Raw genomic sequence first — 12,987 nt, forward strand, 5'->3', positions numbered from 1 at the left:
GGACGCGGGCGATGAGCAAGGACAAAGACCGCGCAATCGTTGTCAAGCGCGCCGCGCCGAAGAAGGGCGGCCACCACGGTGGCGCCTGGAAGCTCGCGTATGCGGACTTCATGACGGCGATGATGGCGTTCTTCCTGCTGATGTGGCTGCTCAGCTCGGCATCGACGGTTCAGCTGAAGGGCATCGCCGATTACTTCAACCAGCCGCTGAAGATCACGCTGTGGGGCGGTGATCGCAGCGCAGTCGATTCGAGCCAGATTCCCGGCGGCGGCCGCGACATCTCGACCGACAAGGACGGCATCACGCGTCAGACGGACGGCTCGATGAACCGCGCCGAGCACACGGCCGCACGCGCCGACGACCAGGCGCTGCAGCAGCTGCAGGGCGCGGTGGAGCGCCGCGAGCAGGTGCGACTGCACGACCTGCAGGTGAAGCTGATGGCCGCGATCGAAGCGAACCCGGTGCTGCGCCAGTTCAAGCAGCAGATTCGCATCGACTCGACGCTGCAGGGTCTGCGCATCGAGATCGTCGATACGCAGAAGCGCCCGATGTTCGCGACGGCGCAGGCGATCGTGCAGCCGTACATGCACGACATCCTGCAGGCGATCGGCGCGACGCTCAACGACGTGCCGAACCGCATCGTCGTGCAAGGTCACACGGATGCCGTGCCGTACGCGGGCGGCGAGAAGGGCTATAGCAACTGGGAACTGTCGGCCGACCGCGCAAACGCGTCGCGCCGCGAGCTGATCGCGGGCGGCATGGACGAAGCGAAGGTGTTGCGCGTGCTGGGTCTCGCGTCGACGCAGAACCTGAACAAGGCCGATCCGCTCGATCCGGAAAACCGGCGCATCAGCATCATCGTGCTGAACAAGCGCTCGGAAGACGCGTTGATGCAGGACGACACGAGTTCGACCACGTTGTCGAACGACGCAGCGGGCGCCAGCAAGCCGCTGCTGCAAAAGATCACCCAGCCGGTTTCGCCGCCCGCTGCGCAACCTCAATCGCCGCAGGCCAAAGCGCCGCACGCGATGCAGAAGAGCGCGGTGGGAACAGTCGGAGCGGTATCGGTCGCGCCGCAGGACGCGGCCGACAAGAGCGCGGCGCCTGCGACGGCGACGCAATGACAGACAGCGGATGGCGGGCGCGCGCAAGGAGGCGCAACCGCGATCCATCGTGAGCGCAGTGAGGATTGAATGATCAGGCACATTCTGGCAATCGACGATTCGGCAGCGATGCGGCAAATTCTTGCCGCGACGCTGACGGGTGCCGGCTATCAGGTGACGCTCGCGGCCGACGGCGACGAAGGGCTCGAAAACGCACTCGCGATGCCGTTCGACCTCGTGCTGACGGACCAGCACATGCCGGGCCGTTCCGGCCTCGATCTGATCGCCGCGCTGCGCGGCAACCCCTCGTATCGCGACACGCCGATCCTGGTCCTCACGACCGAATCCGGCGAGCCTTTCAAGGCAGCGGCGCGTGACGCGGGCGCAACGGGGTGGATCGAAAAGCCGCTCGACCCCGACATGCTGACCGAACTGGTCGCGGCGCTCGCCTGAGCGCACCGGACAGGCAACAGCAACCGATATTTGGAAGTGGCATAGCAGCCAGGACTCTCGCGGTGACACACGCATGACACTCGACATCACTCAGTTCTACCAGACGTTCTTCGACGAAGCGGACGAACTGCTCGCGCAGATGGAGCAGCTGCTCCTGAACCTGGACGTCGGCCATCCCGATCCCGAGGATCTGGCCGCCATCTTTCGCGCGGCGCACTCGATCAAGGGCGGCGCGGCGACGTTCGGCTTCACGGCGCTGACCGAGACGACGCACATTCTCGAGTCGCTCCTCGACCGCGCGCGCAACAACGAAATCACGCTGCGCAAGGACATGATCGACACGTTCCTCGAAACGAAGGACGTGCTCTCCGGCCAGCTGGCCGACTATCGCGCGAGCGCCGAGCCGGACGCCGCCGTCGCGGCCGCGATCTGCGCGAAGCTCGAACGGCTGCACGCGGAAAGCAGCGGCGCGGCAGCAGCGCCGGCAGCAACGGCAGCCGCCGAGCCCGTGGCCGAAGGCCATGCGCCGGAGCATGTCGTCGAACAGGCAGTAGAGGCCGCAGGCGAATGGGCAGACAACGAACCGGCACAGACCGGCGCTGCTTCATCCGATGCGGCTGCAGGACCCCATCTGAAAATTACGCTACGGGGCGTGGGGGAAAAGGACCAGGAACTGCTCAGCGAAGAGCTGGGCAACCTGGGCCGTATCGTCGGACAGGTGAAGACGGGCAGCGACATCACGCTGTGGCTGGAATCCGATGTGTCGTCCGACGACATCACGGCCGTGTGCTGTTTCGTGATCGACGAAAGTCAGATCGTGATCGGCCGCGGCGCAGCGCCGGCAAGCGGCGCGGAGCAGGGTGCGCCTGGAGCATCCGGATCCGCCCAGTCCGAGCCGGCGCAGGCAGTACAAGCGGGGGGCACGGCGAGCGGCGGCGCGGGGGCGCCTGCCGCAGTCGTGCAGGCCGCGCCGGCGCCCGCCGCCGCGCAGCCTGCAGCGCACCCCGCAGCACAAGCAGCGCCTGCATCCGCCGAGGCCGCAATCGTTACACCGGCTGCCGCAGCGGAGCCGGCGGCGAGCGCATCGGCACCGGCACCCGCCGCGAAGGCCGCGCCTGCATCCGCCGAAGGCGATCGCAAGGCGCGTCCGGCAGCCGCCGCGAATGCGGGCGAAGGCAGCTCGATCCGCGTGGGCGTCGAAAAGGTCGACCAGCTGATCAACCTGGTCGGCGAACTGGTGATCACGCAAGCGATGCTGGCCGAGACCACCAGCACCTTCGACCCGGCGCTGCACGACCGCCTCTTCAACGGCATGGCGCAACTGGAACGCAACGCGCGCGATCTCCAGGAAGCCGTCATGTCGATCCGCATGATGCCGATGGATTACGTCTTCAGCCGCTTCCCGCGCCTCGTGCGCGACCTCGCGGCGAAGCTCGGCAAGCAGGTTGAACTCGTCACCTTCGGTCAGGCGACCGAACTCGACAAGAGCCTGATCGAACGCATCATCGATCCGCTCACCCACCTCGTGCGCAACAGCCTCGACCACGGCATCGAAACGGTCGAAGCGCGCAAGGCGGCAGGCAAGGATTCGACGGGCCAGCTGGTGCTGTCGGCGGCGCATCACGGCGGCAACATCGTGATCGAAGTGAGCGACGACGGCGCAGGCCTGCGCCGCGACAAAATTCTCGCGAAGGCCGCGAAGCAGGGCATGACCGTCAGCGACACGATGACGGACGACGAAGTCTGGAACCTGATCTTCCTTCCGGGTTTCTCGACGGCCGAGCAGGTGACGGACGTGTCGGGCCGCGGCGTCGGCATGGACGTGGTGAAACGGAACATCCAGTCGATGGGCGGCCACGTCGAAATCACGTCGCAGGCGGGCAAGGGCAGCACGACGCGCATCATTCTGCCCCTCACGCTGGCGATTCTCGACGGCATGTCGGTCAAGGTGGGCAGCGAGATTTTCATCCTGCCGCTGAACTTCGTGATGGAGTCGCTGCAGCCGCGAGCCGACGACATCTACACCGTGGCGAACGGCGAACGCGTCGTGCGCGTGCGCGGCGAATATCTGCCGCTCGTCGCGCTGCACGAGGTGTTCTCGGTCGACGGCGCGCGCACCGAGCCGACACAGGGCATCGTCACCATCATGCAGACGGAAGGACGGCGCTTCGCGATGCTGATCGACGAACTGGTCGGCCAGCAGCAGGTGGTGGTGAAGAACCTCGAAACGAACTACCGCAAGGTACACGGCATTTCCGCCGCGACCATTCTCGGCGACGGCAGCGTCGCGCTGATCGTGGACGTGGCTGCATTGAACCGCGAGACGCGGGCGTCGCACGGTGCGGCGCTCTCGCTCGCCTGAAACTGAAACTCAACTCATCCCAACCGTTTTGGGGGCTAACGTGGCAGAAGTCCAATCCATCAATTCGAACGGCGTAGCCGGTTCGATCGGCCGCCGCGACGCGCAAGCCGACGCGAGCGGTCAGGAATTCCTGATCTTTACGCTCGGCGCCGAAGAGTACGGCATCGACATCCTGAAGGTGCAGGAAATCCGCGGCTACGACAGCGTGACGCGTATCGCGAACGCGCCCGAATTCATCAAGGGCGTGATCAATCTGCGCGGCATCATCGTGCCGATCGTCGACATGCGTATCAAGTTTCACCTCGGCCGGGTCGAGTACGACCATCAGACGGTGGTGATCATCCTGAACGTCGCGGGCCGCGTGGTCGGGATGGTCGTGGACGGCGTGTCGGACGTGCTGACGCTCGCCGTCGACCAGATCATGCCGGCGCCGGAATTCGGCGCGACGCTGACGGCCGAGTACCTGACGGGCCTCGGCACCGTCGACGGCCGCATGCTGATCCTGATGGACATCGAAAAGCTGATGACCAGCCGGGAAATGGCGTTGACGGAAGCGCTCGGCAGGTAACGCGCAAGTAGCGGCGCAAGCAGGGCGGGACGCAGGAACGCCGCAGGACCAGACAGGTAATCAGGGAGTAGAACAATGCTGAGCAGATGGTCGATCCGGACGACGTTGACGATCGTAGGGGTCATTCTGGCTGCGCTGACGGTGATCGTCGGAGCGCTCGGGCTCACCGCGCTGAGCCGCTCGGGCGACGCACTGGACAGCATGGCGCATGGCGACATGGTCGCGATCCGCACGCTGAACGACTCGTCTTCGTATCTGCTGCGCTCGCGCGTGTCGCTCGACCGCGTCAATGCACTGACGGCGGCGGGCGAGATCGAGCAGTCGAAGCAGGTGCTCGACCGCGCGGCCGAACTGCTCGGTAAATCGAACGAAAACTGGCAGGCGTTCCTGAACACCCCGAAGAACGGCATCGATCAGGCCTTGATCGACGCCGTGGTCGCGAAGCGCGCGACGCTGATCAACGACGGCGTGAACCCCGAGTTCACGGCGCTGCGCGCCAGCGATCTGTCCGGCTATCACGCGATCGCCGACACGAAGATCAGCCCGATGTTCGTGAACTACGACAACGCGGCGTCGCCCGTCGTCAAGGCGTTGCAGGCGCACGCGGACCAGCAGCAGCAAAACACGGACGCGCAGATGAAGATGCTGCGCGCCGCGATCATCGCCGTGATCGCGGTCGCGCTCGTGCTCGTCGTCGCGATCCGCTTCGCGATGCGCGGCATGATCGTGCAGCCGCTGAACGACGCGGTGGCGTGCTTCGAGCAGATCGCGAAGGGCGACCTGACGCAGCTGGTGAACACGACGGGCAGCAATGAAATCGGCCGCCTGTTCAAGGCCGTCAAGCTGATGCAGGACAGCCTCTCGACGATGATCAAGTCGGTGCACACGAGCGTCGAGTCGATCGACACGGGTGCCCGCGAAATCGCGATGGGCAACACGGATCTGTCGCAGCGCACCGAGCAGCAGGCGGCCTCGCTGCAGGAAACGGCGTCGAGCATGGAGCAGCTGACGGGCACCGTGAAGCAGAACGCGGACAACGCGCGCCAGGCGAGCCAGCTTGCCGTGAACGCGTCGGACATCGCGACGCGCGGCGGCGAAGTGGTAAGCCAGGTGGTGAGCACGATGCAGGACATCGCGACCAGCTCGAACAAGGTCGTCGACATCATCAGCGTGATCGAAGGCATCGCGTTTCAGACGAACATTCTCGCGCTGAACGCAGCCGTCGAAGCGGCGCGCGCAGGCGAGCAGGGCCGCGGCTTCGCGGTCGTCGCAGGCGAAGTGCGCAGCCTCGCGCAGCGCAGCGCGAGCGCGGCGAAGGAAATCAAGGAACTGATCGGCGACTCCGCCGGCAAGGTCCAGAGCGGCTCGACGCTCGTCGGCCGCGCAGGCACGACGATGGACGAGATCGTGCAGGCCGTGCGCCGCGTGACGGACATCATGGGCGAGATCAGTGCGGCATCGGAAGAGCAGTCGGGCGGCATCGAGCAGGTCAACCGCGCCGTCGTGCAGATGGACGAAGTGACGCAGCAGAACGCGGCGCTCGTCGAACAGGCTGCCGCGGCCGCCGCGTCGCTCGAAGAGCAGACGCGCACGCTGCAGTCGGTGATCGGGCAATGGCGCGTGCAGGGTGCGCAGGGCGGCACGAAGACGATGCCGTCGGCGAACACGGCGAAGAGCCGCGTGAAGGCGGCCGTCGCGCATGCGGCGAAGCCGGCTCCCGCGCAGCCTGCCGTCGCGAAGACGGAAGCGGCGGCAACGCCCGCGCGCGTCGAACCGGCAGCGAAGAAGGCATCCGTCGCGGCCGCCGAACCCGCGCAGCGCAAGACGGCAGCCGTGGCGGCGTCCTCGGACGCCGACTGGGAAACGTTCTGACGAACGGTGGATGGACATGCGGACTCCCGGCACATCGCCCCGAGGCGGACGTTTTCGCCCGACGCGTCGTGAAGCCGCGGATGCGGCGCGCTGCGGGTCCGCAGTGGCAGCAGGTTTGAAGCAGGAAGTTGAGCAGGAAGTTGAGCAGGAAGTGAAGCAGCAAATGAAGCAGCAAATGAAGCAGGCCGCAGCGCTGGCGACAGCGCGCGCAACATCGCAGGCAGTATCGAAGGCAACAGCGGCATTGGCAGGATCGGCGGGCGGTGCGGCGCTCCTTATGGCACACGGAAGACATCATGATGGCAACGCGCGCGCAATCACGCCCTGAGCGGGCAGAGCCGGCGAGAACCGGCGAGCAGGCACGCGACTTCGAGTTCACTTCGGCGGATTTCGCCCGCATTCGTGAACTGATTCACCGCAGCGCAGGCATTTCGCTGTCCGATCACAAGCGGGACATGGCATACAGCCGTCTCGCGCGCCGTTTGCGCGCGCGCGGGCTGGACACGTTCCGGCAGTATCTCGACATGCTCGAAGCGGACAACGATCCCGCCGAGTGGGAAGCATTCACCAACGCGCTCACGACGAACCTCACCGCGTTCTTTCGCGAAGCGCATCACTTTCCGATTCTCGCCGAGTTCGTCTCGCGGCGCCCCGGGCCCGTGTCGGTCTGGTGCTCGGCGGCATCGACGGGCGAGGAGCCGTATTCGATCGCGATGACGCTGATCGAAGCGCTCGGCGATCACGCCGCGCGGCAGGCGACCGTGCTCGCCACGGACATCGACACCCAGGTGCTCGCGAAAGGCGAAGCGGGCATGTACCAGTTCGACCAGGTCAAGCATCTGTCGCCGGAGCGGCTCAAGCGCTTCTTTCTGAAGGGCACGGGCGCGCACGCGGGGATGGTGAAGGTGCGCCCCGAAGTGCGCGCGATGATCCGCTTCGAGCAGCTGAACCTGACCGATCGCGACTACCGGCTGAACACGCAATTCGACGCGATTTTCTGCCGCAACGTGATGATCTACTTCGACAAGCCGACCCAGGCGCAGGTGCTGTCGCGCTTCGATCCGCTCGTGAAGTCGGGCGGCCTGCTGTTTGCCGGGCATTCGGAGAACTTCACGTACGTCACGCAGGCGTTCCGTCTGCGCGGCCAGACCGTCTACGAACTGACGCGCGACGCGGGCGCGGGCCGCACGGCCCAGCGTGCGTCGAGCCATGGCGCGACGAGCGGGGTGCCAGCATGAGCGGCCTGCCCATCGCAACCAATCTGTATTTCGACAACCACTTCCAGCGGCCCGGCGTGAAGCTGCTGCCGAACGAGTTCTACACGACGCACGAAGACATGGTGCTCGTCACGGTGCTCGGATCGTGTGTGGCGGCCTGCATCCAGGATCGCACTGCGGGGATCGGCGGCATGAATCACTTCATGCTGCCCGACGACGGCGCCGACGTCGCGCAGGCGGCATCCGATTCGATGCGCTATGGCGCCTACGCGATGGAAGTGCTGATCAACGAACTGATCAAGGCGGGCGGCCGCCGCGAGCGTTTCGAGGCCAAGGTGTTCGGCGGCGCAGCCGTGCTGGCGGGCATGACGACGATGAACATCGGCGATCGCAACTCGGCGTTCGTGCGGCGTTATCTCGCGCTCGAAAAGATCCGTATCGTCGCCGAAGACCTGGAAGGCAAGCATCCGCGCAAGGTCGCGTTCATGCCGCGCACGGGTCAGGTGATGGTGAAGAAACTGCGTTTGCAGCAGGAAGCAGGCGTCGCCGAGCGCGAACAGGCGCTCGCGCGGCAAACGGCCGAAGAGCGCGCCGAGCGGCTCGCGAGAGCGCGTGCGCGTGTTGAGCTGTTCTCGGCGCCCGCTGCCGCGAAACCGCGCATCGAGCTGTTCGGTGCAGGGGGAGCGGCGGGCCCAGGGACGCTGTCGGGCACGGGCACGGGCACGGGCGTGGCGCGTCCGGCCGGCGCGAAGCCGCGTATCGAATTATTTGGCGCCGCTGGGCGCCCCAACCAATCAACAGACGCCAGGACTGTAGAGGAGGCGTGAGCGCTGTGCAAAAGATCAAAGTATTGTGCGTCGACGATTCGGCGTTGATTCGTAGCTTGATGACGGAAATCATCAACAGTCAGCCCGACATGACGGTCGTCGCCACCGCGCCCGATCCGCTCGTTGCGCGTGAGCTCATCAAGCAGCACAACCCGGACGTGCTGACGCTCGACGTCGAAATGCCGCGCATGGACGGCCTCGACTTCCTCGAGAAGCTGATGCGTCTGCGTCCGATGCCCGTCGTGATGGTGTCGTCGCTGACCGAGCGCGGCTCGGAAATCACGCTGCGCGCACTCGAACTCGGCGCCGTCGATTTCGTCACGAAGCCGAAGGTCGGCATTCGCGACGGCATGCTCGAATATTCGGAGAAGCTCGCCGACAAGATACGCGCGGCAGCCCGCGCGCGCGTGCGTCAGGCCGCGCCCGTGCAGCATGCCGCGTCGTCCGCGCCCGCCGGCGCGGCGGCTCACGCGCCCGCGCACGCGCCGCTCTTCAACAACCCGCTCGTGTCGACGGAAAAGCTGATCATCGTCGGCGCGTCGACGGGCGGCACGGAAGCGATCCGCGAAGTGCTGGTGCCGCTGCCGCCCGATGCGCCCGCTGTGCTCATCGCGCAACACATGCCGCCCGGTTTCACAAAATCTTTTGCACAACGCCTTAATGGTTTGTGCCGGATTACCGTTAAAGAGGCTGAGCACGGCGAACGCGTGTTGCCGGGTCATGCGTATATCGCACCCGGCCATGCACACCTCTTGCTCGCCCGTAGCGGCGCCAACTATATTGCGCATCTGTCAGACGACCCGCCCGTCAACCGGCATCGTCCGTCTGTCGATGTGTTGTTCCGCTCGGCGGCGCAGCATGCCGGGAAGAACGCCGTCGGCGTGATTCTCACGGGCATGGGGCGCGACGGCGCAGCGGGTTTGCTGGACATGAGGAAAGCAGGCGCGTACACGCTCGCGCAGGACGAAGCGAGCTGCATCGTGTTCGGCATGCCGCGCGAGGCCATCGCGATGGGAGCCGCGGACGAAATCGCGTCGCTGTCGGAGATGAGCCGGCGCGTGATGACACGTCTCGCTTCAATGGGTGATCGCGTTCAGCGCGTATGATGCGGCCCTCGGCGCAAATCTGAGATAAGCCGAAGACCACCGCACATCTGGATTGGGGAAAAAGGAACAGGAAATGGATAAGGGAATGAAGATTCTGGTTGTGGACGATTTTCCGACGATGCGCCGGATCGTCCGCAATCTGTTGAAGGAACTGGGCTACTCGAACGTCGACGAAGCGGAAGACGGCGCAGCCGGCCTCGCGCGTCTGCGCAGCGGCGCGTACGAGTTCGTGATTTCGGACTGGAACATGCCGAACCTCGACGGCCTCGCGATGCTGAAGGAAATCCGCGCGGACGCGACGCTCTCGCATCTGCCCGTGCTGATGGTCACGGCGGAATCGAAGAAGGAAAACATCATTGCGGCGGCTCAGGCCGGCGCGAGCGGCTACGTGGTGAAGCCGTTCACGGCCGCGACGCTCGACGAGAAGCTCAACAAGATTCTCGAGAAGATGGCAAAAACGGGGAGCTGATGTGAACCCACCGATCAACGAGCAAGGCGCCCGGGAAGACGGCACCGACCTCGCGACCGACCGCATTCTTGCCCGCATCGGACAGCTGACGCGCACGCTGCGCGATTCGATGCGCGAGCTGGGCATCGACAAGCATGTCGAGCGCGCGGCGGAAGCGGTGCCGGATGCGCGCGACCGTCTGAAGTACATCGCGACGATGACCGAGCAGGCCGCCGAGCGCGTGCTGACGGCGATCGAGGTCGCGAAGCCGATGCAGGAGCAGCTGCAGCAGGACGCGGCGGAACTCGACGCGCGCTGGGAGCAGTGGTACGCGGCGCCCATCGAGCGCGAGGAAGTGCGCGCGCTGATGAACGACACGCGCACCTTCCTGCGCGGCGTGCCGGAGCTGACGACGGCGACCAACGCGCAGATGCTCGAGATCATGATGGCGCAGGACTTTCAGGATCTGACGGGCCAGGTCATCAAGAAGATCACGGACGTCGTGTATCTGATCGAGCAGCAGCTGCTCGGCGTGCTGATCGACAACATCGCGGCCGAGCGGCGCGAGCAGTTCGCGGCGACAGCCCAGCAACTCGCGGCGGAAGCCCAGCACGAGCCGATGTCGTCGACGGGCAGCCCGCAAAGCCTGCTGAACGGTCCGCAGATCAATCCGGAAGGCAAGACGGACGTGGTGCAGGATCAGGGGCAGGTCGACGATCTGCTCGCCAGCCTCGGCTTCTGAGACGGCACGTCAGGTTGTCCGTGGCGGCGCGGGCTTTCCGTCCCGCCGCCTGAAGCGCGCGCTGTCCGTGCGCGCCTCCGTTTTTCCCCTGACGCCTCGCGCGTCGTCCCGCCTCGACATCGAGTCCGCCGATGCAAGCCGCATCGGCGGGTGCTCCATCGCACAATTGGTAACGGATCGCTGCCGTCGTCCGCTGGCATACTACGGCCAGGGGAGGACGGTCCGCGGCGCGAAATGGCGCCGCCTCGCGCGCGCAGGCATTGCGTACCGCGCCGTTTGCCCCTGAACCAACAAGCCGGGCCCGCGGATTGCGGGCACTGTCCGCTGTCGATTGGGGGAGGTGTACAACCATGTCGATTCGCTTCAGGCGTGCCGTCGTTGCTTCAGCGCTCGGATTCTGCTGTTCTCTGCCTGTCCTGTTCATTCCGCTCGCCGCCAGCGCGGCGCTAGGCGGCAACCCGATGACGCCGCCCGCCGGGGCGAGCGCCACCACGCGCACCGTGTCCCCGACGACATCGAACGGCATCGCCGTGATGCGCAGCGCGTCGTCGGCGAGCTCGGGCGCCACGGCTTCCTCCACGTCGTCCACCAATTCGTCCTACACCGTCAACGAAACGACGCTCGGCAACGGCACGGTGATCCGCGAATACGTATCGCCGGCGGGCAGCGTGTTCGGTCTTGCCTGGAGCGGGCCGCAGATGCCCGACCTGGCCAGTCTGCTCGGCAGCTATTTCCCGCAGTACGTCGCGGGCGTGACGAGCGCGCGCCAGTTGCGCGGCGGCGGCCCCGGACCGGGCCGCGTGAAGGACAGCGGGCTCGTCGTGCATTCGGGCGGCCACATGGGCGCGTTTTCCGGCCAGGCCTATCTGCCTCAGGCATTGCCTGCCGGCGTGAGCGCCACCGACATCAAGTGACGACGGGAGACCCATTATGCGATTTGCGTTGAAGCTCGAAGCAGGCGTACGCGTCGTGAAGGCCGTGCTCGCCGTGTCCGTCGTCGCGATGACGGCGTTCGTCGCGGGCTGCGGCGGAGGCGGCGGCTCGTCGTCGTCTTCGTCGTCGAACAACGGCAACAGCGGGCCCAACCAGCAGCCGATCGCCGCGAACGCGGCGAACACGGTGGCCGTGACCGTCGGACGCGGCGTGAAGGGCATCATCAACATACCGACCGTCAGCGTGACCGTCTGCGCACCGGACACCGCGAACTGCACGACCATCGACAACGTGCTGCTCGACACGGGTTCGTACGGCCTGCGCGTCGTCAATAGCAGCGCGGTGGCGGCGCTCGGGCTTCCCGTCCAGACGGCGACTGCGGGCGGTCAGCTGGCCGAATGCACGCATTTCGCGGACGGCTTCACATGGGGCACGATCCGCACCGCGACCGTGAAGATCAGCGGCGAAACAGCGAACAAGATTCCGATACAGGTGATCGGCGACCTGGTCGATTCGACCGTTCCGTCGAGCGGCTGCGTCAACGGTTCGAACGAGAGCACGGCGGATGCGCTCGGCGCGAACGGCATACTCGGGCTCGGCGTAGCGCCCGTGGATTGCGGCGATGCCTGCTCGGTGCAGGCGAACGTTGCGCAGTTCAGCAACTACTACGCATGCCCGAACGGCACGAACTGCACGCGCACCCTGGCGGAAACGTCGAAACAGGTGGCCAACCCGATCCCGAACTTCGCCGTCGACAACAACGGCGTGATCGTGCAGATGGCGCCCATTTCGTCGAACGGCGCGGCGTCCGCGAACGGGACGGTCGTGTTCGGCATCGGCACGCAGTCGAACAACGTCAATACGGCAGGCACGACCTATACGACCGACGCGTCCGGCGATTTCCCCTCTCGCGGCCAGTCGAATACCGTGTTCCTCGATTCGGGCTCGAACGGCTACTTCTTCCAGGACAGCTCGATACCGCTGTGCACGGGCAATCTCTCGGACTTCTACTGCCCCGGTTCGACGCTGCAGCGCACGATCAACCTCACGGGCGCGAACGGCGCGACGGGCACGGCCACGATCTTCATCGCGAACGCCCAGACGCTGCTCAGCAACGCGAGCAACTATGCGTTCAACGACCTCGGCGGGCAGGTCGCCTCGCTGACGGGGACCGACCTCGGCCTGCCGTTCTTCTACGGCCGCTATGTCTACTACGGTATGGACAAGCGCACCTCGGGCGGCAAGGCGCCGTTCGTCGCGTTCTGATCGGGCGCGGCGGCCCGCCGCGAGACGGGCCGCCGCCTCACCGTTGCGGCCTGTCCGCCCGCCGGGCGGCGTGCGGTTGCGCCGCCCGAT

At 66.0% G+C, this 12,987-nt stretch carries 13 protein-coding genes; all 13 read left to right on the plus strand.

Annotated features, from left to right (window positions below):
* Nucleotides 1-11 precede the first annotated feature (11 nt).
* Nucleotides 12-1,124: a flagellar motor protein MotB gene (motB, locus tag FRZ40_RS11735; RefSeq protein ID WP_028364049.1), complete on the plus strand. Its 1,113-nt coding sequence runs from the start codon at nt 12-14 to the stop codon at nt 1,122-1,124.
* Between the two features lie 69 nt (nt 1,125-1,193).
* Entirely contained in the window at nt 1,194-1,556 is a 363-nt protein-coding gene (locus tag FRZ40_RS11740) for a response regulator (protein WP_028364050.1), read from the plus strand.
* A gap of 73 nt (nt 1,557-1,629) precedes the next feature.
* The gene (gene cheA / locus FRZ40_RS11745) at nt 1,630-3,918 is read left to right on the plus strand and encodes a chemotaxis protein CheA (protein WP_147234205.1); all 2,289 of its coding nucleotides are present in this window, start codon (nt 1,630-1,632) and stop codon (nt 3,916-3,918) included.
* A 40-nt stretch (nt 3,919-3,958) separates the two neighbouring features.
* Entirely contained in the window at nt 3,959-4,486 is a 528-nt protein-coding gene (locus tag FRZ40_RS11750; RefSeq protein WP_012402322.1) for a chemotaxis protein CheW, read from the plus strand.
* A 75-nt stretch (nt 4,487-4,561) separates the two neighbouring features.
* Nucleotides 4,562-6,358 carry a methyl-accepting chemotaxis protein gene (locus FRZ40_RS11755; RefSeq protein WP_147234206.1) on the plus strand — a complete coding sequence of 599 codons (1,797 nt, stop codon included), beginning with the start codon at nt 4,562-4,564 and terminating at the stop codon, nt 6,356-6,358.
* Between the two features lie 115 nt (nt 6,359-6,473).
* Nucleotides 6,474-6,686 (plus strand): hypothetical protein, encoded by a 213-nt coding sequence (locus FRZ40_RS11760; RefSeq protein ID WP_147234207.1) that lies wholly within the window; start codon nt 6,474-6,476, stop codon nt 6,684-6,686.
* A complete protein-coding gene (locus FRZ40_RS11765) occupies nt 6,655-7,596 on the plus strand; it encodes a CheR family methyltransferase (RefSeq protein WP_147234208.1) in 942 nt (313 codons plus the stop codon). Before FRZ40_RS11760 ends, FRZ40_RS11765 begins: the two co-directional genes overlap by 32 nt.
* Entirely contained in the window at nt 7,593-8,402 is an 810-nt protein-coding gene (cheD, locus tag FRZ40_RS11770) for a chemoreceptor glutamine deamidase CheD (RefSeq protein WP_147234209.1), read from the plus strand. Before FRZ40_RS11765 ends, cheD begins: the two co-directional genes overlap by 4 nt.
* A gap of 5 nt (nt 8,403-8,407) precedes the next feature.
* Nucleotides 8,408-9,508, plus strand: a complete 1,101-nt coding sequence (locus FRZ40_RS11775) for a protein-glutamate methylesterase/protein-glutamine glutaminase (RefSeq protein WP_167528649.1) — start codon at nt 8,408-8,410, stop codon at nt 9,506-9,508.
* 73 nt (nt 9,509-9,581) lie between these two features.
* Complete coding sequence (gene cheY / locus FRZ40_RS11780; RefSeq protein ID WP_028364056.1) at nt 9,582-9,977, plus strand: chemotaxis response regulator CheY; 396 nt, start codon at nt 9,582-9,584, stop codon at nt 9,975-9,977.
* A 1-nt stretch (nt 9,978) separates the two neighbouring features.
* Nucleotides 9,979-10,698 (plus strand): protein phosphatase CheZ, encoded by a 720-nt coding sequence (gene cheZ, locus FRZ40_RS11785; protein ID WP_035540925.1) that lies wholly within the window; start codon nt 9,979-9,981, stop codon nt 10,696-10,698.
* 350 nt (nt 10,699-11,048) lie between these two features.
* Nucleotides 11,049-11,612 (plus strand): DUF2844 domain-containing protein, encoded by a 564-nt coding sequence (locus FRZ40_RS11790; RefSeq protein WP_028364058.1) that lies wholly within the window; start codon nt 11,049-11,051, stop codon nt 11,610-11,612.
* A 16-nt stretch (nt 11,613-11,628) separates the two neighbouring features.
* The gene (locus FRZ40_RS11795) at nt 11,629-12,897 is read left to right on the plus strand and encodes a DUF3443 domain-containing protein (protein WP_147234211.1); all 1,269 of its coding nucleotides are present in this window, start codon (nt 11,629-11,631) and stop codon (nt 12,895-12,897) included.
* Nucleotides 12,898-12,987: the final 90 nt, after the last annotated feature.

Origin of the sequence: Paraburkholderia azotifigens (assembly GCF_007995085.1) — a bacterium.
GTDB classification, from domain to species: Bacteria; Pseudomonadota; Gammaproteobacteria; order Burkholderiales; family Burkholderiaceae; genus Paraburkholderia; species Paraburkholderia azotifigens.

Coding starts and splice junctions, on each gene's coding strand:
- motB (WP_028364049.1), top strand. CDS start 12: ATGAGCAAGGACAAAGACCGCGCAATCGTTGTCAAGCGCGCCGCGCCG.
- FRZ40_RS11790 (WP_028364058.1), top strand. CDS start 11,049: ATGTCGATTCGCTTCAGGCGTGCCGTCGTTGCTTCAGCGCTCGGATTC.
- cheD (WP_147234209.1), top strand. CDS start 7,593: ATGAGCGGCCTGCCCATCGCAACCAATCTGTATTTCGACAACCACTTC.
- FRZ40_RS11740 (WP_028364050.1), top strand. CDS start 1,194: ATGATCAGGCACATTCTGGCAATCGACGATTCGGCAGCGATGCGGCAA.
- cheA (WP_147234205.1), top strand. CDS start 1,630: ATGACACTCGACATCACTCAGTTCTACCAGACGTTCTTCGACGAAGCG.
- FRZ40_RS11765 (WP_147234208.1), top strand. CDS start 6,655: ATGATGGCAACGCGCGCGCAATCACGCCCTGAGCGGGCAGAGCCGGCG.
- FRZ40_RS11795 (WP_147234211.1), top strand. CDS start 11,629: ATGCGATTTGCGTTGAAGCTCGAAGCAGGCGTACGCGTCGTGAAGGCC.
- cheY (WP_028364056.1), top strand. CDS start 9,582: ATGGATAAGGGAATGAAGATTCTGGTTGTGGACGATTTTCCGACGATG.
- FRZ40_RS11755 (WP_147234206.1), top strand. CDS start 4,562: ATGCTGAGCAGATGGTCGATCCGGACGACGTTGACGATCGTAGGGGTC.